General features: G+C 70.6%; 20 protein-coding genes. 11 read left to right on the top strand and 9 right to left on the bottom strand.

Annotation, left to right across the window (positions count from 1 at the left end; genetic code table 11):
- Positions 1 to 93: 93 nt before the first annotated feature.
- The 7 genes from VGB24_RS13415 (at position 94) to VGB24_RS13385 (ending at position 7,630) form a co-directional block, all read left to right on the top strand.
- A complete protein-coding gene (locus VGB24_RS13415; RefSeq protein WP_331073454.1) occupies positions 94 to 2,781 on the top strand; it encodes a tetratricopeptide repeat protein in 2,688 nt (895 codons plus the stop codon).
- Positions 2,778 to 3,221 carry a type II 3-dehydroquinate dehydratase gene (gene aroQ, locus VGB24_RS13410; RefSeq protein ID WP_331073453.1) on the top strand — a complete coding sequence of 148 codons (444 nt, stop codon included), beginning with the start codon at positions 2,778 to 2,780 and terminating at the stop codon, positions 3,219 to 3,221. Before VGB24_RS13415 ends, aroQ begins: the two co-directional genes overlap by 4 nt.
- A gap of 89 nt (positions 3,222 to 3,310) precedes the next feature.
- Entirely contained in the window at positions 3,311 to 3,874 is a 564-nt protein-coding gene (efp, locus tag VGB24_RS13405; RefSeq protein WP_331875378.1) for an elongation factor P, read from the top strand.
- On the top strand, positions 3,874 to 4,365 hold the full coding sequence (accB, locus tag VGB24_RS13400; protein ID WP_349263920.1) for an acetyl-CoA carboxylase biotin carboxyl carrier protein: 492 nt from the start codon (positions 3,874 to 3,876) through the stop codon (positions 4,363 to 4,365). Before efp ends, accB begins: the two co-directional genes overlap by 1 nt.
- Positions 4,362 to 5,525 (top strand): type IV pilus twitching motility protein PilT, encoded by a 1,164-nt coding sequence (locus tag VGB24_RS13395; RefSeq protein ID WP_331073450.1) that lies wholly within the window; start codon positions 4,362 to 4,364, stop codon positions 5,523 to 5,525. The genes accB and VGB24_RS13395 overlap by 4 nt, the downstream gene beginning before the upstream one ends.
- Positions 5,526 to 5,538: 13 nt before the next feature.
- Positions 5,539 to 6,891 carry an acetyl-CoA carboxylase biotin carboxylase subunit gene (accC, locus tag VGB24_RS13390; protein WP_331073449.1) on the top strand — a complete coding sequence of 451 codons (1,353 nt, stop codon included), beginning with the start codon at positions 5,539 to 5,541 and terminating at the stop codon, positions 6,889 to 6,891.
- Position 6,892: 1 nt separating this feature from the next.
- On the top strand, positions 6,893 to 7,630 hold the full coding sequence (locus VGB24_RS13385) for a 2-phosphosulfolactate phosphatase (protein WP_331073448.1): 738 nt from the start codon (positions 6,893 to 6,895) through the stop codon (positions 7,628 to 7,630).
- Between the two features lie 325 nt (positions 7,631 to 7,955).
- Here VGB24_RS13385 and VGB24_RS13380 read toward each other — a convergent pair whose 3' ends face one another.
- The 4 genes from VGB24_RS13380 to VGB24_RS13365 all read right to left on the bottom strand — a co-directional run bounded on the left by VGB24_RS13380 (position 7,956) and on the right by VGB24_RS13365 (position 10,817).
- On the bottom strand, positions 7,956 to 8,177 hold the full coding sequence (locus VGB24_RS13380) for a DUF433 domain-containing protein (RefSeq protein WP_331073470.1): 222 nt from the start codon (positions 8,175 to 8,177) through the stop codon (positions 7,956 to 7,958).
- A gap of 8 nt (positions 8,178 to 8,185) precedes the next feature.
- Positions 8,186 to 8,410 carry an amphi-Trp domain-containing protein gene (locus VGB24_RS13375; protein WP_331073447.1) on the bottom strand — a complete coding sequence of 75 codons (225 nt, stop codon included), beginning with the start codon at positions 8,408 to 8,410 and terminating at the stop codon, positions 8,186 to 8,188.
- Between the two features lie 139 nt (positions 8,411 to 8,549).
- The gene (locus VGB24_RS13370) at positions 8,550 to 9,737 is read right to left on the bottom strand and encodes a DUF3131 domain-containing protein (protein ID WP_331073446.1); all 1,188 of its coding nucleotides are present in this window, start codon (positions 9,735 to 9,737) and stop codon (positions 8,550 to 8,552) included.
- 174 nt (positions 9,738 to 9,911) lie between these two features.
- On the bottom strand, positions 9,912 to 10,817 hold the full coding sequence (locus tag VGB24_RS13365; protein WP_331073445.1) for a PhzF family phenazine biosynthesis protein: 906 nt from the start codon (positions 10,815 to 10,817) through the stop codon (positions 9,912 to 9,914).
- A 209-nt stretch (positions 10,818 to 11,026) separates the two neighbouring features.
- Here VGB24_RS13365 and VGB24_RS13360 point away from each other — a divergent pair, with 209 nt between their 5' ends.
- The 4 genes from VGB24_RS13360 to VGB24_RS13345 all read left to right on the top strand — a co-directional run bounded on the left by VGB24_RS13360 (position 11,027) and on the right by VGB24_RS13345 (position 16,430).
- Positions 11,027 to 13,486 carry a DNA translocase FtsK gene (locus VGB24_RS13360; protein WP_331073444.1) on the top strand — a complete coding sequence of 820 codons (2,460 nt, stop codon included), beginning with the start codon at positions 11,027 to 11,029 and terminating at the stop codon, positions 13,484 to 13,486.
- 161 nt (positions 13,487 to 13,647) lie between these two features.
- Positions 13,648 to 14,979 carry an HD-GYP domain-containing protein gene (locus VGB24_RS13355; RefSeq protein WP_331073443.1) on the top strand — a complete coding sequence of 444 codons (1,332 nt, stop codon included), beginning with the start codon at positions 13,648 to 13,650 and terminating at the stop codon, positions 14,977 to 14,979.
- 15 nt (positions 14,980 to 14,994) lie between these two features.
- The gene (locus VGB24_RS13350; protein WP_331073442.1) at positions 14,995 to 15,423 is read left to right on the top strand and encodes a VOC family protein; all 429 of its coding nucleotides are present in this window, start codon (positions 14,995 to 14,997) and stop codon (positions 15,421 to 15,423) included.
- Positions 15,420 to 16,430 (top strand): hypothetical protein, encoded by a 1,011-nt coding sequence (locus VGB24_RS13345; RefSeq protein WP_331073441.1) that lies wholly within the window; start codon positions 15,420 to 15,422, stop codon positions 16,428 to 16,430. The genes VGB24_RS13350 and VGB24_RS13345 overlap by 4 nt, the downstream gene beginning before the upstream one ends.
- Before the next feature lie 8 nt (positions 16,431 to 16,438).
- Here VGB24_RS13345 and VGB24_RS13340 read toward each other — a convergent pair whose 3' ends face one another.
- The 5 genes from VGB24_RS13340 to VGB24_RS13320 form a co-directional block, all read right to left on the bottom strand.
- Positions 16,439 to 17,029 (bottom strand): helix-turn-helix transcriptional regulator, encoded by a 591-nt coding sequence (locus tag VGB24_RS13340; RefSeq protein WP_331073440.1) that lies wholly within the window; start codon positions 17,027 to 17,029, stop codon positions 16,439 to 16,441.
- 214 nt (positions 17,030 to 17,243) lie between these two features.
- A complete protein-coding gene (locus VGB24_RS13335) occupies positions 17,244 to 17,531 on the bottom strand; it encodes a hypothetical protein (protein WP_331073439.1) in 288 nt (95 codons plus the stop codon).
- Between the two features lie 114 nt (positions 17,532 to 17,645).
- Entirely contained in the window at positions 17,646 to 19,187 is a 1,542-nt protein-coding gene (locus tag VGB24_RS13330) for a YifB family Mg chelatase-like AAA ATPase (RefSeq protein WP_331073438.1), read from the bottom strand.
- A gap of 425 nt (positions 19,188 to 19,612) precedes the next feature.
- Positions 19,613 to 20,218 carry a hypothetical protein gene (locus tag VGB24_RS13325; protein ID WP_331073437.1) on the bottom strand — a complete coding sequence of 202 codons (606 nt, stop codon included), beginning with the start codon at positions 20,216 to 20,218 and terminating at the stop codon, positions 19,613 to 19,615.
- Entirely contained in the window at positions 20,215 to 21,999 is a 1,785-nt protein-coding gene (locus tag VGB24_RS13320) for an Ig-like domain-containing protein (protein ID WP_331073436.1), read from the bottom strand. The genes VGB24_RS13325 and VGB24_RS13320 overlap by 4 nt, the downstream gene beginning before the upstream one ends.
- Positions 22,000 to 22,018 lie beyond the last annotated feature (19 nt).

The following is a 22,018-nucleotide window of genomic DNA, read 5'->3' as shown; positions in this document are numbered from 1 at the left end:
CGGCGTTGTTGACAGTGGCTGAGCGCCAGATTTAAGTTGCACCCCCTGTCACCCCAGCCTCGCCCCGGCTTTTCTCGCGCCCCGTTACACGGTATGGCCGATCTTTCTCCTGAGCTGGCGTCCCGGATTCAGCAGCTGGAAACCAGCTACGCCGGCAACCCGGGCCGCTTCTTCGTGGCCCTGGCCGGTGCCTGGCGCGACGCGGGAGAGATTTCCCGGGCCGAAGAGATCCTGCGCGAAAACCTGAAGCGGCACCACGGCCTGAGCGCGCACGTGCTGCTGGGGCGCTGCCTGGCGGACCGCGGGGCCCACCAGGAAGCGGCCAACGAGTTCCACTACGTCCTTTCCATCGACGCGCAGAACCTGATCGCCCTGCGCACCCTGGCCGAGATGGCGCAGGCCAACGGCCGGCCCGACGAGGCGCGCCGCTGGTACGGCGAGCTGCTGTCGGTGGACCCCGTGAACGCCGACGCCCGCGCCGCCCTCGCGGCCCTGGACCGCCCCGGTGCCGACGCGGCCACGGTGGACGAGCCGGTGCAGGTGGGCACCAGCTGGGGCGGCGCGGGCGAGGGGCTGCCTGTGGCCGGCGGCGCCGACGCGGGCTTCGCGGATGATGCGGAGCGTGGCGAGTTCGGGATGGTGGACCTTGCCCCGGCCGCATCCGACGGGGCCGACGCGACCGCCGGGCTGGACACGTGGGGCGACATCGCCATCGACGACGGCGCGCCCGCCACGGCGCCGTCGGCTCCCGCCGCGGATGACGGCTTCGACGCGTTCGGGTTCGGCAGCCTGGACCTGGACACGACGGCCGCGAGCGCCGCGTCCTCCTCGGATGCGCCCTCCGGCCCCGTGGACGATTCGGGCGGATGGATGGACGTGGATGCGCGCCAGGACGTGGGCGAGAGCGCCGCGGCCGACGCCCCGGCGTACGATGATGCGCTGCTGAACGCCCCGCTCGCCGGGGCCGGGCTGCCGCTGCTCCATACGGGCGACGATTCTGCGCACGACCACGGGGCCGACCACCACGACGACGTCGATGCCGAGGTGGTGACGGAAACCATGGCCGAGCTGTACGCCAGCCAGGGTCTGCTGGACCGCGCGGCGGACACGTACCGCACCCTCATCGACCAGCGCGGGCCCGAGCCGGGGCTGGTGCGCCGCCTGGCGGAAATCGAGGCGCAAGCCGGCGGTGCCGCCCAGCCCGCGGGGCCCTCGGCCTTCGGCGCGGGCGACGAGGAAGAGGCCGCGCCCGACTGGCTGGCCGGTGTGGACGCCTTCGCCGCCGGTGGAACGCCCTCCGCGCTGCCCGACACGGGCCTTTCGCCGTCCCTCGGCACGCTGGACTTCGGCGCGGCGGATGAACCCGCGTCCGCCGATGCCGGGATGTCGTCCTTCGATGCGCCAACGCCCGCGGCCGCCTCCGCCGACCCCTTCGCCGACTCGTTCGCGAACGGGTTCGGCGGCACGGACGAGGCTGCCGCGCTCCCCGAGACGGCGATGGCGGCCGCGGACGTGTACGATGAGCGCGGTGCGTGGGAGCCGCCGACGGTGACGCCCACGGAGTCGGCGGGCTTCGACCTGATCGTGGTGGCGGACGACGGCGGCGAGCTGCACATCCCCGCCTCCGCCGAGGAGGTCGCCGACCTGAGCGCCGACTGGACCATCGCCGCCGCCCCGCTGGACGAAGGCGACGACGAAGACGACCTGCCGCTGGCCGCCGCCGCGCCCGCTGGTTCCACGATGGCCGGCTACTTCCAGTCGCTGCTCTCGTGGACGCCCGGCCACGCGGCCGTAGAGACGCCGTCCTACGAGGCGTCGGTCGATGACGGTACGCTGAGCATCGCCCCCGCGGCCGATCTGGATGCGGGCGCGGGGGACGACTCGTCGCTCGATGCCGGTATGGACGATCTCGGCTTCGGCGCGGTGGATGAGCCACCGGCCCAGGCCGACGCGCTGGCGGAGCCCGGGTTCCCCGCGATCGAGCCGCCGGTGGACGAACCTTCGCCCATCGACGCGTACCTGACCGGGGCCGACGCCGCGCCGTTGGACGAGCCCGTTGCGGCGGACGAGCCGTCCTCCATCGACGCGTACCTGGCGGGAGCGGAGACGGCGCCGCTGGAGGAGCCCGCCGCGGTGGACGGGCTGGGATTCGCCGGGGCTGGGACGGACGCGGTGATCGATGCGCCCGCGGCCGCGGACGACGAGCCCTGGGCGTTCCCGGGCGACGTACCGGTCGCGGGCCCGCCCGTGGCCGAGCCGGAGCCGGAGCCCACGGCGGCGGAGCTGGAGCCGCTGGACCTGGACGAGCCCTGGGCCGCGCCGTCCGCGCCCCGTTCGACGGTAGACCTGGAAGCGTTCGAACTGAGCGACGAGCTTACCGGCGGCACACACTCTGCCGAGAGCACGCCCGCCCCGCAGGAGCCCGCGCAGGCGGACGACGAGGGGCTGCTGCCGTGGGAGCTTCCGGCCCAGCCGGCGGAGCCCGCCGCCGCCGCCGAGCCCGCGGGCGGATTCAGCTTCGAAGACTTCTTTGCGGGGAGCGCGCCCGCCGCGCCCGCTGCCCCGGCGCCCGAGCCCGCGCCGGCCCCGACGCCGGAGCCGCTGCCGACGAGCTTCCCCGCGCTGGACCCGGGGCCCTACACGCCGCCTCCGTCGGCGTTCGCGCCCCCCACGCCGCCGCCGGCCGCGCCCTCCGCGCCCGCCCCGGCCGCGGGCGCGCAGGAGGAAGACGACGAAGACCTGGAAAGCTTCCAGGCCTGGCTGCAGAGCCTGAAGCGGTGAACATCGAGGTCGTGCACGGGCCCAACCTGAACCTGTTGGGCACCCGCGAGCCCGGGATCTACGGCCGCCAGACGCTTGCCGAGATCGACCTTCAGCTGCAGGCGCTGGGCCGCGAGCTGGGAGCGCGGGTCCGCTCCTTCCAGAGCAACCACGAAGGCGAGCTGGTAGATTTCATCCAGCGGTCCGCCGTGGAAGGCGTGGACGGGTTCGTGGTGAACGCGGCGGCGTACACGCACACCAGCGTGGCCATCGCCGACGCGCTGGCGGGAGTGGCGCGGCCGTACGTGGAGGTGCATCTTAGCAACGTCTTTTCCCGGGAGCGCTTCCGGCACCGGTCGTACCTGGCGGCCGGGGCGGTAGGCGTCGTCTCGGGCTTCGGCGTGGACAGCTACCTGCTGGGGCTGCGGGCCCTGGTGAACCGTTTGAACCGAAGTGCGTGAGTGCGGCAGTGCGTGAGTGCGGCAGTAAACAGACGAACTTTCCGCACTCACGCACTCACGCACCAACGCACTCTGTTAAAGGAGAATCTGTGGCGACGACGGCCGATTTCCGGAACGGAATGACCATCAACATGGATGGGACGCTGTGGACCATCATGTGGTTCCAGCATCACAAGCCGGGGAAGGGCAACACGGTGGTGCGCAGCAAGCTTCGCAACGTCCTTACCGGCAACGTGCTGGAAAAGACGTTCCGGGCGGGCGAGCGCATCGACGAGGTGCGCCTGGAGCACCGGCCCATGACGTACAGCTACACCGATGGCCACCTGTACCACTTCATGGACTCGCAGTCGTTCGACGACGTGGCCCTGACGGCCGAGGTCATCGGCGAAGACCAGCTGAAGTACCTGAAGGACGGCATGGAGGTGGACGGGCTGCTGCACGGCGAAAAGGTGATCTCCGTGGAGCTCCCCTTCTTCGTCACGCTCACCGTCACGCAGACGGACCCGGGTGTTCGCGGCGACACGGCCACCGGCGGCACCAAGCCCGCCACGCTGGAAACCGGCGCCGTGGTGCAGGTGCCGCTGTTCCTGAACGAGGGCGACGTCATCCGCGTCGACCGGCGTGAAGACAAGTACATCGAGCGCGCGAAATGATCGATCTCGACTTCCTGCGCGGCCTGATCGACGCGGTGGACGCCAGCGGCATCGACTCGATGGAGATCAGCCGCGGCGGCACCCGCATCCGGATCAACAAGACGCCGCCCCCGGCCCCCGTGGCCGCCGCCGCCCTCCCCGCGCCTGTGGCCCATGCGGCTCCCGCGGCGCCGACAGCCGCACCGGCGCCCGCCGCCGCGCCCAGCGCACCCGCCGCGGGCGCCGCCGCGCCGGCCGCCCCGGCCAGCAACCTGGTCGACATCAAGTCGCCCATGGTGGGCACCTTCTACCGCTCGCCGGCCCCCGAGGCGCCGTCGTACGTGGAAGTGGGCACGCGCGTGGGCAAGGGGCAGACGCTCTGCATCCTGGAGGCGATGAAGCTGATGAACGAGCTTCCCGCCGACACCGCGGGCACCATCCGCGAGATCCTGGTGGAGAACGGCGAGCCCGTGGAGTACGGCCAGGTGCTGTTCCGCCTCGACCCGGCGTGAGCACGGCGGAGGGGGTGGCCGCCGCCAAGCCCGGCGGTGGCGGCCGCGAGTTCAGCCTGCGCGACGCGCTGGCCGACCTGGTCAGGCGCGGCGGCTCCGACCTTCACCTGAAGGTGGGCCGCCCGCCCGTGGTGCGCGTCAACGGCGAGCTGGTGGAAACCGACCTCCCCGTCCTCCGCCCCGACGACCTGAAGCGGTGCAGCGAGCAGACGCTGAACCCCCGCCAGCGCGAGGAGTTCGCCGAGCGCAAGGAGATCGACTTCGCCATCGGCGTGCAGGGGCTGGGGCGCTTCCGGGCCAACATCTTCCAGCAGCGGGGCACGCTGGGGATGGCCCTGCGCGGCATTCCCTTCGAGGTGCCCGGGCTGGAAACGCTGGACCTTCCGCCCGTGCTGGAGCAGATCTCCGTCACCCCGCGCGGGCTGGTGCTGGTGACGGGCGTCACCGGCTCCGGCAAGTCCACCACGCTCGCGGCGATGATCCGCCACCTGAACGAGCGGCGGGCCGTGAACATCGTCACGGTCGAGGATCCCATCGAGTTCCTTCACCGCGACGTGAGGTCCATCGTCAGCCAGCGCGAGGTGGGGGCCGATACGCACTCGTTCCACGACGCCCTGCGCCACGTGCTGCGGCAGGACCCCGACGTGATCATGCTGGGGGAAATCCGCGACCGGCCGTCGATGGAAACGGTGCTCAAGGCCGCCGACACCGGGCACCTGGTGCTCAGCACGCTGCACACGGCCGACGCGGCGCAGACGATCGGCCGCATCATCTCGTTCTTTCCGCCTCACCAGCACCAGGAGATCCGGGGAATGCTGGCCAACGCGCTGCGCGCGGTGGTCTCGCTTCGCCTGATCCCCCGAGCCGACCGCCCGGGGCGCGTTCCCGCGGCCGAGGTGCTGGTGAACACCGCCGCCATCGCGCAGCTCATCCGCACGGGCGACGACTCGCAGTCCATCCCCGACCTGATCGCCGAAGGGCGCGTGCAGTACGGGATGCAGACCTTCGACCAGTCGCTGCTGGACCTGTATTCGCGCGGGTGGATCAGCTACGAGTGGGCCATGCACTACGCGTCGAACCCGTCCGAGTTCGCCCTGCGCGTGTCGGGAGTTCAGCCCGGCGAGCAGGAAGTGGACTGGACGGGCCGGCGCGACGCCTGAAAAGATAGACGACGTGTTCCGCAAAGTTCTCATCGCGAACCGGGGCGAGATCGCCCTCCGCGTGATCCGCGCCTGCCGCGAGCTGGGCATCCGCACGGTGGCCGTCTACAGCGAGGCCGACCGCGAAAGCCTGCACGTGCGCTTCGCCGACGAAGACGTGTGCATCGGCCCGCCGTCCGCGCGCGAAAGCTACCTGAACATCCCGCGCATCATCGCCGCGGCCGAGATCACCGGCGCCGACGCCATCCACCCGGGCTACGGGTTCCTGGCGGAGAACGCCGAGTTCTCGGAGATCTGCGAGGCCAGCGAGATCACCTTCATCGGCCCCACGCCGCAGCAGATCCGCATGATGGGCGACAAGGCCACGGCCCGACGCACCATGCGCGAAACGGGCGTGCCCATCGTTCCCGGCACCGACGCCATCGCCGACCCCGAAGAGGCGCTGGCCGCCGCGCGCGAGATCGGCTTTCCCGTGCTGATCAAGGCCGCGGCAGGCGGTGGCGGCAAGGGAATGCGCGTGGCCGCCAGCGAGGACGAGTTCATCGCCGCCTTCGGCATGGCGCGCGCCGAGGCGTCGTCGGCGTTCAACGACGACTCGGTGTACATCGAGAAGTACCTGGCGCGCCCCCGGCACATCGAGTTCCAGATCCTGGGCGACGCGCACGGCCGCGTGATCCACCTGGGCGAGCGCGACTGCAGCATCCAGCGGCGGCACCAGAAGCTGCTGGAAGAAGCGCCCTCTCCCGCGCTTTCGCCCGAGCTGCGCCAGGCCATGGGCGACGCCGCGGTGGCGGGCGCCAAGGCCATCGACTACGTGGGCGCCGGCACCATCGAAATGCTGCTGAACGAGGACAACTCGTTCTACTTCATGGAGATGAACACGCGCATCCAGGTGGAGCACCCGGTCACCGAGATGTGCACGGGCTTCGACCTGGTGAAGGAGCAGATCCGCGCCGCCGCCGGGCTGCCGCTGTCGCTCCCCGACGCCGAGATCCAGCTGCGCGGCCACGCCATCGAGTGCCGCATCAACGCCGAAGACCCGTCGCGCAACTTCGCGCCGTCGCCGGGCACCATCTCGGTGTTCAACGCGCCCGGCGGGCCGGGGGTGCGGGTGGACACGCACGTGTACAGCGGCTACCGCGTGCCCCCCTTCTACGACTCGCTGCTGGCCAAGGTGATCGTGCACGCGCCCAACCGTGTCGAGGCGATCGCGCGGATGCGGCGCGCGCTGGCCGAAACGGTGATCGAGGGCGTGCACACCACCATCCCGTTCCTGCGGCAGGTGATGGACAACCCCGACTTCGTGGCCGGCGAGGTCGATACGAAGTTCCTGGAGCGGTGGATGGCCGAACGGGCGGGTTCCTGAGATGAGGCTGGACGTGCTGCTGACCCCCGGCGAACTGGTTCCGGGGGAGATCGCCGAGCGGACCGTGGTGGTGCTGGACGTGCTGCGCGCGTCGAGCAGCATCGTCGAGGCCCTGGCGGCGGGCGCCCGGGCGCTCTTCCCGGTGGGTACCATCGAAGAGGCCATCCGCCTGGCCAACACGCTGGGGCGCGACGAGGTGCTGCTGGCGGGCGAGCGAAAGTGCCTGCCCATCGAGGGCTTCGACCTGGGCAACTCGCCGGGCGAGTTCACGGCCGAGCGCATCGCGGGAAAGATCGTGGTGATGTCGACCACCAACGGTACCATCGCGCTGACCGCGGCCTCGGCGGGGGCGCGGGTGATCGTCGCCTCGTGGCTCAACTTCCAGGCGGTGGTCGACGACCTGGTGCGGACCGGGGCCGAGCCGGTGCTGCTCTGCGCCGGGCGCGAGCGGGTGTTCGGGCTGGAAGACGCGGTGTGCGCCGGCCAGCTTGCCGCGGCGGTGATGAAGGCGGTTCCGGACGAGGAGTGGGAATTGAACGACGGCGCGCTGGCGGCGCTGGCCCTGGCCGACGAGTATCCCGACCCGGCGAAGCTCTTTCCCGTCACCGCCGCCGGCCGCTCCATTCTCGAGGCGGGGCTGGGCGACGACCTGGCGTACTGTGCGCAGCGGGATCTGCGCGACGCGGTGCCGGTGCTCCACGACCGCCAGGTGACCCTCGCCGCGCCCGCCGCGGTCTGAGGCGCCGGACGTAGACGAAAGCGGCCCCGCGTCTCCAGGCGCGGGGCCGCTTGCTTTGCGGAAAACTGTCATCCTGAGCCCCAAGCGCACCGCACTGTCCCCATCGCCGTTCCACGCGGGGCGAAGGATCTAGCCGCGGACGCGTATAAACTCGGGCGCGGCAGCGGTCACGGATGTAGAGGCCTCGGCTTCCCGGTGGCGCGCAGGACACACGGCCCGCGAGCCCCTGAGCGGGTGAACCCGCCGCTGGGAAAGCGGAAAGCCCAGACTCGGGCCGCTGTCGCGTCCCGCTCGGGGCTTCACCTGCCGTGCGAGCGCGGTTCGTTTACATAGACGCGCGGTCTTCGAGCGCCTGCTGCGCTTCGTCCAGCGCCTGGATTGCCTGGCCGCGTGCTACGCTGGGAAAGTCTTCCAGAAACTCGCTCAACGGGTGGCCGCCTGCCAGGTAGTCGATCAAGTTCTTGAACGGAACGCGAGTGCCAACAAAGATTAGCGTTCCGCCTAGGATCTCCGGATCGCGGTGAATCGCACTGGGTCTACTCACCATCCTGACCTTCACTCCGCGTCGCGTGTCCAGCGGAGTTGGAACTCCAGCTCTTCCGAGGTGCCCTCGCGCTCGTGCTCGATGTTGAAGTCGGCGGTGGAGGGGATGCGCAGGCGCTCGCCGGCTACCTGGATGTTGAAGGGCTTTCCGGTTTCGATGGCGTCGGCCAGGCGCCGGAGCTTCTGGACGAACTGGGCGCGCGAATACGTCTTTTCGAGGTCGCGGTCGGCAGGCATGGATCTTCGTGCGAAGGATTGGGATGGCGTCGAGCTGGATCGAAGCCAAGTGTACCGGCGCGCGCGGGGCGGAGCAAGACAAAGGCGGGCTCGGCCGCAATCACGGCCGAGCCCGCCTGGTGTGCCTCAGCGTCAACTGCTAGTCGATCAGCGGCAGGCCGGTGCGGCTGTACAGCGCGGCCTGCAGGATGACGGCGGCCGTGTTGATGTTCTCGGCGCCGGTGCTTCCACGTCCGTCCTCGTACACGCCGGAGCTCCACCCGCGCTCGGTGCGCGCGGCAGCGACCGCACCCACCGCGCTCCGCGTGTAGGCGCCGGGAAGCAGCGCGTGCCAGGCGTGCGCCGCCTTGGCGCTGATCCACCGGGGCTCGTACAGGTCTACGTCGGAGCCCTGCACGTTCACCACGAACTGCTGGCCGTGGTGGTTGATGGAGTAGTAGTAGAAGTACCACGGCGCCACCGGAACGTGGTCCTCGCTGACCATCGTCATCTGTCCGGTGACCTTGAACCGCTGTTCCTGCACCTTCAGCACGCGTTCCGACAGCGAGCGCATCTCGGCGCTCCACCCGACCTCCAGCCCGGCAAGGATGAACGGCTCGCTGGTCAGGTGCTCGTCGCCGCGGCGGTCGGCCAGCAGCGGCACGCCCAGCACCTCGATGGGAAAGGTGTTCTCGGACAGGCTCAGCGCGCGCGGGGCGGGGTAGCCCCACAGTTCGAAGCCGCGCGCCGCGTACTGCTCGTAGCCCAGCCTGCCCTCGCGATAGCGGCGCACGGTTCCGGCGGCATCCACGTCCGTGCCCCACAGGTACCCGTCGGCCACCACGCGGTCCAGGTCCAGCCGCGCGACGATGCGAGTGATCTCCGCGGCGTACTGGGGCTGGTTCTCGGCGATGATGCGCAGCCAGACGAGCAGCCGGCCGAGGTCGGTGGCCGACCACCCGGTGCCGCGCTCCGACGAACTGACGTCGCGGTCGTCGCGCCCGGCGATGGTGGCCGTGGGAGTCCGGTAGTTCTTGCTGAACACGGCCCCCTCGAACAGGGGCATGGTCTCCAGCGTCTTGAGCGCCCGGCTCATCCGCGTGTCGTACTCCGCGCGCGGCAGCAGCCCCAGCCGGTTGGCGCAGTACATCGCCGACAGGCCGCTGGCGATGTCCCAGACGGTGGCGTACTTGTAGTCGTGGACGGAGTTGATCAACCCGGTCGCCGGCTGGTACTGGCTGTCGGCGTACTGCCACGCCGCGCGGGCGGCCTCCAGGAAGAGCGGCTGGTCCGGATGCGGGTTCGTGACGGCCGGATCGGGATCAGGCTCCGGGGCAACCGGTCCCACGTTGTCCAGACAACCCGCCGTGAGAAGCAGGGTGAGTGTAACGACGGCGAATCTGTGGGCGGATCTCTGTATTCCTAGCGACAATCAGCCTCTCCTGTTCCGAGCACCCGGGCCTCATCCACGCTCCCTTACACCGGTCGCCTCTCCGCGTTCAAGTTCTGAGCCATGAATGAGTTACGTAGAAACATCGGACGGTATCTCCATCCAGCCTTCACCGACTAAAACCGCGCTGCCGCCCACGCGGATCGCCGTGATGGAGCCGGCTTCCACCTCCGCCTCCAGGTAGAGCGTGCTGGGACGGCCCATCTCCACGCCCTGCTGCACCGTCCACCTTTGCGTCGTCGTCTCGCCGTTCTCGCGGCGGGCCAGGTACGCGGCGAGCGCCGTCGCCGCGGCGCCAGTCGCGGGGTCTTCGCCCAGGCCCATGGCGGGCGCGAACATCCGCGCGCGCAGGTCCGCGCCGGGCGCGACGATGTACACGTGCGGCGCCCATGTGTCCGCCAGCACGCGCTCCCATGCGCCCTGGTCCATCCGCACGCGGGCCAGGGCTTCGAGCGAGCGTACGGGCAGGATGAGGAACGGCACACCGCACGAGGCCGTCCCCGGCGCCCACTCCCCGTCCAGCAGGTCCGACTCGTCCAGGCCGATGACCCGCGCCAGCTCCGCGGTAGGAGGCGGCGGCGGGCCGAACTCCGGGGCCTGCGCCGCCGTGAGCTGCGCGAAGGTCGGCCGGCCGGGTTCCCGCGCGATCCGCACGGCTACCGGGCCGACCGTCTCTTCGAGGACGATGTTCTGGACGTCCTCCGGCACCGCGCCCGTTTCGGCGAGCAGTACCGCCGTGCCCACCGTGGGGTGCCCGGCGAACGGAAGCTCGACCGCGGGGGTGAAGATGCGCAGCTTTCGCGTTCCCGCCTCCGTCTCGGCCTGGAACACGAAGACCGTTTCCGACAGGTTCAGCTCCGCCGCGACGCGCTGCATCTGCCCGGTGGAAAGACCCTGGCCATCGGGGAAGACGGCCAGCGGGTTGCCGCCGAACACGCGGTCGGTGAACACGTCCAGCAGGTGATAGGAGTAGCGCATCGTCGGTCGAGGTGTGTGGGAACGGCGGCCGGTGCGGCCGACCACACGGTATGGCGGGTGCGCGGGTTGCGTCAAATTTGCTCCCGCCACGTGCCCGTTGGCCGGGAGCGCCGTTCGCACTATCTTGTTTCACCACTTGTTCCTCCCGGCGGACGGGCCTGCACGGCCTCGCCACCGCCTCCGCGCTTCCGTGTGACCCCGCAGGACCGGTGAGCACTGTGTTTACCCTCGATGACAAGCAGCGGCGCGAGCTGTGGGGCCTGGGTCTGTTCGCCCTGGGCCTGCTCCTGGCGCTCAGCCTGTTCCCCGTCGCCGCGGTCGGCGCCGAAGGCGTGTTCCCCGCCGGCAACGTGGTGGGGATCGTCGGCCGGCACCTGGGCCAGGCGGTAATCGGATTCCTTGGCGTGGGCGCCGTGGCGCTGCCCCTGCTGGCGTGGATCTGGGGCGCGTTCGCCTACCACCGCATGGGGCCGGCGACCGCCTTCCGCTGGACGTTCCTGCTGTCGGGGCTGATGGTGATCATCCCCGGCGCCATCAGTGTGCTCGGCGCCACAGCCGGAACGCCGACGCTTGCCGCCGGCTGGCTGGGCGCCGCGCTCGCGATGCTGCTGGTTTCGGCCATCGGCACGGTGGGCGGTGCGATCGTGCTCTTCTTCGCCTTTGCGGGCCTCTGCGTAGCCACGGTGGGATGGAACCCGCTGCGCAGCATGTTCCACGGCGGCCGCTTCGCCGTCACGCAGGCCAAGCAGGCGGCGGTCGCCTTGCCCAAGCCCACACTGGCGCTGCCGAGCACGCTGAAGTTCCTCCCCAAGCGCACCGTCTCGGACGAGGCGAAGGAGGACGAAGGGCTGCCCCCGGTTCCGGGGGCCGCGCCCGCGCCGGTGGAGGACGACTACGAGGAAGCGGAGATCGAGGGATACTGGGAGGGGCTGGACGAGGACGTGGCCGTGGATCCGGACGCCACCGTGCTCGACGGCGTCGCTGCCGCCGTCCCTGTGGCGCAGCCCGTGGCCGCCGCCAAGGCGAAGGCGGCGCCGAAGTCCGTCGCGGCCAAGCCGGCCGGCCCGCGCGGCGTGAGCGCCGAGCAGGTGGAGCTGATCCCGGAAGACAGCGGCGATCCGCTCGCCAACGACGTGCCGCCAAGCGGCATGCTGACCGCCGCGCCGCCGCGCGACGATGCGCGCAACCGTGAGGAACTCGACAAGCTCGGCCAGGTGCTGATCGACAAGCTGGCCACGTTCAAGATCGAGGGGTCGATCGTCGGGATGACGTCGGGCCCGGTGGTCACGCAGTTCGAGATCAGCCCCGCGCCGGGGGTGAAGGTGGCGCGCATCGCCAACCTGGAGGCCGACCTGGCGCTGGCGCTGCGCGCGCCCTCGGTGCGCATCGTGGCGCCCATCCCGGGCAAGGGCGCCGTGGGTGTGGAGGTGCCCAATCCCACGCCCGAGATGGTGTACTTCCGCGAAACCATCGAATCGCCCGCGTACCGCGCCACCAAGGCCGCGCTGCCGCTGGCGCTGGGCAAGGACATCGCCGGCCGGCCCACCGTGGTCGACCTGGCCAAGATGCCCCACCTGCTGATCGCGGGCGCCACGGGCTCCGGCAAGTCCGTCTGCGTCAACACCATCATCACCTCCCTCATCTTCCGCCACACGCCGCGCTCGCTGCGGTTCCTGATGGTGGACCCCAAGATGGTGGAGCTGTCGATGTACAACGACCTTCCGCACCTGCGGCACCCGGTCGTCACCGACAACAACGACGCCGCCGCGGTGCTCAAGTGGGCGGTGCTGGAGATGGAGCGCCGCTACGCGCTGCTGTCGGTGAACAGCGTCCGCAACATCGGCGACTTCAACAAGCGGGTGGAGCAGAACGCCATCCTGCGCACCCCCGAGGCCGACGGCGACGAGGGCGATCCGGACCGCTGGATCTACAAGGGCGGCGAGCTGCCGTACATCGTGGTCATCATCGACGAGCTGGCGGACCTGATGATGACGGTGCAGGGCGAGGTGGAGAAGCCGCTGGCGCTGCTGGCGCAGAAGGCGCGTGCCATCGGCATCCACCTGATCCTGGCCACGCAGCGCCCGTCGGTGAACGTGATCACGGGGCTGATCAAGGCCAACTTCCCCAGCCGCATCGCCTTCCGCGTGTCGAGCAAGGTGGACAGCCGCACCATCCTGGACCAGAACGGCGCCGACGCGCTGCTGGGCAACGGCGACATGCTGCTGATGCCGCCCGCCAGCAACGAGCCCGTCCGCATCCAGGGCGCCTACCTGTCGACGGACGAAACCGAGGCGCTGATGGCCTGGTACCGCGAGCAGGCGCAGCTTCGCCGCCAGGAGGCGCTGGAGCGGGGGATGGACCCGTCGCACGTGGTGGAGGCCAACATCCTGGACGAGGTGCGTGCGCAGGAAGACACGGGCGAGCTGGAGGCAGACGAGGAGCCGGGCGAGCGCGACAAGCTGTTCCGCACGGCCGCGGAATTGTGCATTCAGCACCAGGGCGGCAGCACGTCGCTGCTGCAGCGGCGGATGCGGATCGGCTACGGCCGCGCGGCGCGCATCATGGACCAGCTGGAAAAAGCCGGCATCCTGGGCCCGCCCGACGGCTCCAAGCCCCGCGACGTGCTGGTGGACTTCGCCCAATTGGAATCCATCTGCGGCGCGGAGTAGCCGGGCCTTCACAGCGAGGCTGCGGCAATCCTACGGCCACCTTCGGGTGGCCGTAGTTGTTTCCGGGGTCTACAGCTCCGCCAGGCGAGGAACGGTCTTCGCACGGTGATTCGGCGGCCGGTGCCGAATGGGCCGGCGGTCGTGGAAACGGGGGGCGAGCGGTGCAGACCATCGAAGCAGCGGTAAGCCTGTCGGAGGTGCTTTCGGCGCTGTCGCACGCGCTGGACCTGACGGAGGGGCAGCCGCAGGGCCACACCCTGCGCACCTGCGCCATCGGCATGCGGCTGGGCGAAGAGGCGGGGCTGGACGCCGAGGCGCGCTCGGCGCTGTACTATGCCCTGCTGCTGAAGGACGCCGGCTGCTCCAGCAACGCCCAGCGCTTCGCCTCGCTGTTCGGCACCGCCGATCAGCGCGGCAAGTACCAGATGAAGCTCACCGACTGGCACCACCGGGGCCGGCTGGCGCTGCGGACGGCGGCCACGGCAGGCGCCGGGCGGCCGCTCTGGGCGCGGGTGAAGCACTTTGCCCGGATCGCCCAGGAAGACGACCTCACGCGCGACCTCATCCAGATCCGCTGCGACCGCGGGGCGAACATCGCGCTGCAGCTCGGCTTTCCGCCGCAAACGGCCGAGGCCATCCGCTCGCTCGACGAGCACTGGTGCGGCAAGGGCTACCCGGAAGGCAAGCGCGAGCACGAGATCCCGCTCCTTGCGCGGATCGCCAACCTGGCGCAGTGCGTGGAGATCTTCCACGCCCGCGACGGCCGGCGCGGCGCGCTTCGTGTCGCCCGCCAGCGGCGCGGAACCTGGTTCGATCCGGACCTCGTCGACGTGCTGCTGGGCTGGGGGCGCGACGAGGCGTGGTGGAACGAGCTTCGCCAGCCGCACATCCTGGAGCGCGTGGTAGCCGAGGAGCCGCGCGACCGCAGGCGCGGAGCCGACGAGGAGATGCTGAACACGGTCGCCGGGGCCTTCGCCGACATCGTCGACGCCAAGTCGCCCTACACGTTCCGCCACTCCACAAACGTAGCGATGTACGCGGTGCGGATGGGGGAGGAGATGGGGATGGACGACGCGGACCTGCGCCGGCTGCACCTGGGCGGGCTGCTTCACGACATCGGCAAGCTGGGCGTCAGCAGCCGCATCCTGGAAAAGCCCGGGCGGCTGGACGAGGAAGAGCGCAGGGAGATCGAGCGCCACCCGCTGCACACGTGGGCCATCCTGTCGCGCGTGGGCGCCTTCCAGGGATTCGCGAGGATGTCGGCGCTTCACCACGAAAAGCTGGACGGCAGCGGCTATCCCTGGGGTGTCGGCGCGGACGAGCTCGAGCCCGCGGCGCGCATCCTCGCCGTCGCCGACATCTACGAAGCGCTTACCGCCGACCGCCCGTACCGCGCCGGGATGACGCCGGAGGCCGCGCTCTCCATCCTGCGCAGGGACGCCGGGCCGCGCGGGTGCTCCGACGCGGTGGACGCCCTTTCGCGCCTGGCCTGAACCCGGAGAAAGGCGATGCGGGCAGAAGAAATTCTGGAGGCGAGCGTCTACGCGTCGGACCTGGACGCAGCGGATCGCTTCTACACGAGCGTGCTGGGGCTGGAGGTGATCCAGCGGGTGGAGGGTCGCCACGTGTTCTTTCGCTGCGGATCGCGGGTGCTGCTGGTCTTCAACCCCGAACGCACGCGGGAAGGCGGGATGATCCCTGGCCACGGCGCAATCGGACCGGGGCACGTGTGCTTCGCCATGCGCGAGCCGGAGATCGATGCATGGCGCGAGCGCCTGCAGGCTGCCGGCGTGCCCATCGAGACCGAGCACCGGTGGCCAAGCGGCGGCTTCTCGCTGTACTTCCGCGATCCGGCCGGCAATAGCCTGGAACTGGGCACCCCCCGTATCTGGACGATCGACGAAGGGGACGTGTTCGGGGCAGGGAAGGCGGGATGACCCACCCCCAAGGCACCCCCGCACCCCCGCACCCCCGCTCCCGGAAGCTGGGCGTGCTCGGCACCTTCGTGTGGGACACCATCTGGACCCTGGCCGACGTGCGGGCCGGGCGGGCGTTCGAGACGTGGGGCGGGGTGGCGTACTCGCTCGCCGCGGCTGCTGCGGCACGGCCCCCGGGATGGGAGATCGTGCCGCTGGCCCGGGTGGGCGCCGACCTGTCGGACGAGGCGCACGCGTTCATGGCCGCGCTCCCCGGCGTGTGCGCCGGCCCGGGCATCCTCACTGTCCCCGAGCCCAACAACCGGGTGGAACTGCGCTACACCGACGCCGCCCGCCGGGGCGAACGGCTGACGGGGGGCGTCGACGCGTGGACGTGGGACGAGCTGGAGCCGCGCGTTGCGGGTCTCGACGCGCTGTACGTCAACTTCCTCTCCGGCTTCGAGATGGGGGTGGAGACGGCGGAGCAGCTGCGGGCGTGCTTTCACGGGCCGCTGTACTGCGACCTTCACTCGCTCTTTCTGGGCTGCCCCGGCAAGGGCGAGCGGCAGCCGCGGAAGCTGCCGGAGTGGGAGCGCTGGGCCGCCTGCTTCGACGCCATCCAGCTCAACGCCGACGAGCTGGGTGAAATCGGCGAGCCGGGCGAGCCGATCGAGGCGCGCATCGGCCGCATCCTGGGCGCCGGACCGGGGCTGGTGCTCGTCACCCTCGGCGATCGGGGCGCGGCAACGGGCTCGCGGCCGAACTTCCCTCCGGACCCGCTGTCCTGGCCCGCGCACCGGGGCTCCTCCTCCCCGGCGGAGTCCGCTTCGGTCGACACCCACCCAGTCGATCCCGGGGAGGGAGATCCCACGGGCTGCGGTGACGTGTGGGGCGTCACCTGCTTCGCCGCCCTCCTCGCCGGCTGCACGGTCTCTGCGGCCGTGTCCCGCGCCCAGGCGGCCGCACTCCGCAAGCTCTCCCACCGAGGCGCCACCGGGCTGTACGAGCACTTGGCCGCACCGGCCTAGCCGTCCAATCAGTACGTGCGGAGCGCTTCGACGGTAACCCCAAAGGTCTGGGCGATCCGGTCGAGGGTCGCCCGATGCGGCGCCTTGACCTCGCCTCGCTCGATTCTGCCGATCTCCTTGACGGAAATCCCCGGAAAGTCCGACTGCTTGAGGCCGCGCAGATTGCGCAGCCGGCGCACCGACCCGCCGACGCTGTCGTCCCGGCCGACTTCGGCGTTCTTCACGCGGCGCCGGTACGCGGGATCGAACTCGTAGAGGATGGCATCGACCGCCGCCTCGTACTCGCCGAAACGCACGCCGATCCCGTGATCCACGGGCTCGAAATCCGAGAAGTCGGGCCGCGTGCTCGCGTGCGGGGAGCGGAACCACGCAAACGGCACCATGACGGTGTCCAGGTTGCCGCGATACATCATGACCAGTTCGCTGGCGCCATCTACGGCAACCCCGATCACGCGGTCCGCTCTATCTTCGCTGGCCAGTGCCTCCAGCAGGTCGTTCGTCGAAAGCATCTGAATTCCGTCTCCCGGCGCCAACACGCGCGCAAACAGGTCCTGGTAGATGGTGCGCTGCCCTGCGGTGAGCGGGTGCAGAACGAGCACCTTGTGAAGCCTGGCCCGCGGCCTCCTGGCCCTGTACTCCAGGGCGGCGCCCACGAAGTGGCTGAGGTCGGCGGGCGTGTGCGCGATGCACAGCAGATCCGCCGATGACGAGCCGCCCCACTTCTGGAGTTCGTCCGCGGTGCCCGCCCGTCGCGCCGGAAGGTCCGCGAGCGCCGCGGTGTGGCCCCATCCCGTTCCCAGGAGCAGAAATTCCTCATTCATCGAGCACCTCCTTCGAAGCAACGGGATTGTGGGGATGCAGCATGTTCCACGCGTTCGTCAACAGCACGATGTTCTCGCACGCGAACTCTACCAGTGCCCTGGGCACCTCGCGCGCATCCGGTTCGCGGCCCAGGAACCGACGAGATCGCAGTCCCCATCGCCAGTACGCGGTTCCGCGGACGATCGTGATGTGCGGCTCCTCGTTCCGCTCGCGATCGAAGATCTTGATCTTCCAGCCCCGGCTTCTCCACGGCTCTGCGAGGTAGGCTGTGTATGCCACGGTTCCCTCCCCGCGACCTGCGTCGCGGCGGGTGGGTGTGAGTATATGTCCTATCTATCGGTTTGTCAACGGAAGGACATATGGGGCCGCGCGTCCGTTGCTGTCGATCCGTGCTCAGGCCGGGGATGCGGCCCGGTCCAGCGAGCGGTACTGGATTGCCTCACCGACGTGGGCGGTGGTGATCTCCCCACCCCCGCCCAGGTCGGCGATGGTGCGCGCGATCTTCAGGACGCGGTGGTAGGCGCGCGCGGACAGGCCCAGGCGCGAGATGGCGGTGCGCAGCAGTGCGTCGCTTCCCTCGCCGATGCTGCAGAACTGCCGCAGCTCGCGCGCGCCCATGTGCGCGTTGGCGTGCATGTCGGGCCGGCTGCCGAACCGGCTCCGCTGGATCTCGCGCGCCTGCGTGACCCTTGCGCGGATCGCTTCCGACGTCTCCCCCATTCGCTGGTCGGCGAGTTCGCGGTACCGCACGGCCGGCACTTCCACGTGCAGGTCGATGCGGTCCAGCAGCGGCCCCGAGACGCGGCCCATGTACTTCTGCACGGCCAGCGGGCTGCACGTGCATCGGCGCTGGCTGTCGCCGTGAAAGCCGCAGGGGCACGGGTTCATCGAGGCGACCATCATGAAACGAGAGGGATAGGTCAGTGAGATGGCGGCGCGGGAGATGGTGATGCGCGCGTCCTCCAGGGGCTGCCGAAGCTGCTCCAGCACGTTGCGGCGGAACTCGGGAAGCTCGTCCAGGAAGAGCACGCCGTTGTGGGCGAGGGACGCCTCACCCGGGCGTGGATTGCTGCCCCCGCCGATGAGGCCCGCGTCGGAGATGGTCGTGTGCGGGTTGCGGAAGGGGCGCACGTTCAGCAGCGCCTTGCCCCCGGTCAGCAGCCCGGCGACGGAGTGGATCTTCGTGGTTTCCAGCGCCTCCTCGAAGGTGAGGGGCGGCAGGATGCTGGGAATGCGCTGGGCCAGCATGGTCTTCCCCGAGCCCGGCGGGCCAAGCATGAGGATGTTGTGCGAGCCGGCGGCGGCCACCTCCAGCGCACGCTTGACGTGGTCCTGCCCCTTCACGTCGGCGAAGTCGGCGTCGTACGTGGAGGCGGTGCGGAACAGCTCGTCGCGGTCCACGCAGGCGAGCGGCAGGTCTCCGGAGCCCTCCATGAAGTGGATGACCTCGGTGAGCGTGGTGGCGCCGCGTACCTCCACCCCGTCCACGACGGCCGCCTCGGGCACGTTCTCGTGGGGAAGAACGACCCCGGCGAGCCCCGCGGCCCGGGCGGTGATGGCGATGGAGAGCGCGCCGCGAATGGGCCGCAGCGCGCCGTCCAGTGCCAGTTCCCCCAGCAGGAGGTACCGGTCCAGCCGGTCGATGGAGTCCAGCTGCCCCGTCCCAGCCAGGATCCCGAGCGCGATCGGCAGGTCGAACCCGCTGCCGGATTTGGCAATGTCGGCCGGGGCCAGGTTGATCGTCACCCGCTTGGGCGGGATCAGGTAGCCGCTGTTCTGGATGGCCGCGATCACCCGCTCGCGGCCTTCCTTAACCGCGCCCTGCGGCAGCCCGACGGTGAAGAAGGCGGGAAGGCCGCTGGCTACGTCGGCTTCGACGGTGACGAGGTAGGCGTCGATTCCCAGCACGGCGCCGGACAGGACTCGGGCGAGCAAAGCGGGCCTCCACGGGGGCGGTTCGGCGGGCAAGCGGACCCCCGAAAGCTACCGGACCGCTGTTTCCACCGTCAACTTTCACAATCCGCCACGGAGCACTTCGGTCCCGCGCTGTCCCGAAGCGGCTGGGCACAGATGCCGCCACGAGCGGACGCGGAATGCCTGTCCGCGTCGGCAGACGGTGCGTCGCGCGGCGCACGCGGGGCTCGGCCGAAGACGCGATCTGCGCTTCATCCGTGGCCGCAACGGCCCGCCCATTCGGAACGCATGCACCGAAACAGGCCTGGATCAGTCCGCGCCCCGGTGTCGTTCTCCGTGGCATGGGTGTGAAATCGTCTTTGCCGGACGTGAAAAGAGGCACGGAGAACGCGATCGTTCTCCGTGCCTCCTTCCTGTTTCCCGTACAGCCCGCGTGGGCCGGGTTTTCAGCGCCGGGCCGTCCGCTCCGCGCAGAAGTAGCCCTCGGCGTGCTGGTCGCCGCCGCCGCTTCGCCAGCGGCCCGTGAAGCGCTCGGGCGAGATCGATGTCACGAAGAGCGCCATGTGCGCGCCATCGAACCGGACCTGGTCGCCGTGGTTGGCGTCGGCGCCCAGGCGCAGGGTGATCTCGTTGCGCGCGGGCGGCCCCGACCGCTGCCACTCGATCACGAGCACCCCCGGGGCGGCGGGATCGTCGCGCGCCGCGTCACCGTGAGCCGCGGCGCCCACGTCGGCCATTCGCACGTCGGTGGCGCCGTACAGCGGGTGGGACACGCCCGCCGCCGCCGGGACGGGTGCCGGCCTGCTTCCAAAGGCGTGCAGCCTCAGCGTCCCCGCCGCCGAGCTCCCCGCCCGCGGGCCGCTGACTGCCACCAGGGTCAGCCGGAACTCCCCCTCCAGCGGCTCGGCCTGCGCACCGGCGGCCAGCTCGCCCGCCACGGGTCCGCACGGCACGGCGGCGGGCGCGGGCCCACGGCCGGCGCAGGTGGCCCCGGAGAGCGCCAGGGCCGTCCCCAGGGCCAGGGCCGGAGCCAGGCGATGCCTGAGTGTCACCGGATCCTCGTGCGTTCGCCGGTCCGCGAAAGTGTGTACAGCGGGCCGGTGTAGAGGTCGTTGTGAAGCCGCAGCCCGGGTTGCGAGGCACCCCCGTCGGCCCTGACGGAGAGCGTCAGGAAGAAGGGATCGGCCGCCGCGGGATTGACGACGTACCCAAGGTCCGCCAGCGACCGCGCCGTCAGCACGCTCAGCGGGTTGGTGACGTTGCCGTTCAGGAAGCCGGTCATCAGCTCGTTCTTCAGCACCGACTCGCGCCAGTGTCCGTTCATGGTCCCCGGTCCGCCGGTGTTCTCCACCGGCACCTTCTGTCCGCCGGTGTAGGTGGTGCCGCCGATGGCGTCGAAGCCCGCGATCGCCCCTGCGCCGGTGAAGTAGGTATCCAGCGGGGCCTCGGCCGTGCTTTGATTCTGCAGAAGGCCAAGGTGCGTCCACAGCGTTCCGATCCCCAGCACGTGCCCCATCTCGTGGAGGATCACCTCGCCCAGCCGCCCGCTCGTTTCCAGCGCGTTCAGGTCGGCGACGTCGAACTGCATCCTCCCGATCACCGGCAGGCTGCTGGGGTTGCGGACGAAGCACGGGCCCGCCTGGCCCAGCACCTGGCCGGGGCCGTCGATGTCGGTGACGGCCGCGAAGATCAGCAGGTCGTCGTACGTCTGGTTGGCGCTCGGCGTTCCGGTGCCGCACGCGTTCTCCGGGACGTCCCCGGCGGCATCGGGCAAATCGCCCTTGATGATGGTGCTCCACCGGGCGGCCGAGGCCTGGAACACCTGCCGCTGCGACGGGGTCATCGCGGTGGTGATGCAGACGGTGATCTCGAAGGCCGGGCCCGCGCCCGAGCACCCCGCGCCGCGGAAGACGACCGGCGCCGCCGCCGTCCCGGGCACCGCCGCCGTCAGGGTGTTCAGGTTCGCCGCCGGGCCCAGGGTCCACCGGGTGACGGTAGCAACGCCGGACGCATTGGTGATGGCTGAGCCTCCCGTCACCTGCCCGCCGCCCGACGTGACGCTGAAGTTCACGGTGACGCCGGGCATGGCACTGCCGGACTGGTTCTCGACGCGCACGGACGGCGGAACGGGCACGGCCGCGCCTTCCATCGCGGCCTGGAACCCGCCTGCGACGATCAATATCCTGCCCGCTAGCGTCGTCACCGCGGTGGCGTTGAAGACCACCTGCGAGGCGGGAGCGCCGGCCAGAGTGGCGGTGAGGGTGTTGGCCCCCGCGGCGCCCAGCGTCCACGTGGTGGATGCCGTACCATCGCTGCCGGTGACCACCGTAGTCGACGAAACGGAGCCGCCGCCGGTGGATACGGTGAAGGTCACCGCCTGTCCCGCGACCGCCGCGCCCAGCCGGTCGCGCGCCTGTACCTGCACCTGCCCGCCGAGCGGTGCGCCGATCCCGCCGGACTGGCCGTCGCCGCCCACCTTCTGCAGGCTCGTGGCGACCTGGGCCACCTGCACCTGCGCCGTGCCGGTGGCCTCGCCCGCCGTGGCCGTCAGCGTGGCCGCGCCGTTGCCGATGGCCGTCACCACGGCGCTGTCGCCGCCGGACGCTACGATGCTCGCGGCCGTGGAGCTGGACGTCCAGGTGAGGCCCACGCCCGGCATCGCCTTTCCCTTCTGGTCGGCGACGGACGCGCGGACCACCTGCGTGGCGCCGAGCGCGTCGAGCGACACCGAGCCGGGAGCGATCGTGACGGTGGTAGCCACCGACGGCGCGGTGGAATCGGAGCAGCCCGCGACGAGCAGGGCGGCGGCGGAACAGGCGAGGATGCGTCGCATCGGATTTCTACCACGGGGA

Origin of the sequence: Longimicrobium sp. (assembly GCF_036399935.1) — a bacterium.
In the GTDB taxonomy this organism is placed as follows: domain Bacteria; phylum Gemmatimonadota; class Gemmatimonadetes; order Longimicrobiales; family Longimicrobiaceae; genus Longimicrobium.
This window is presented reverse-complemented; position numbering and strand designations above follow the sequence as displayed.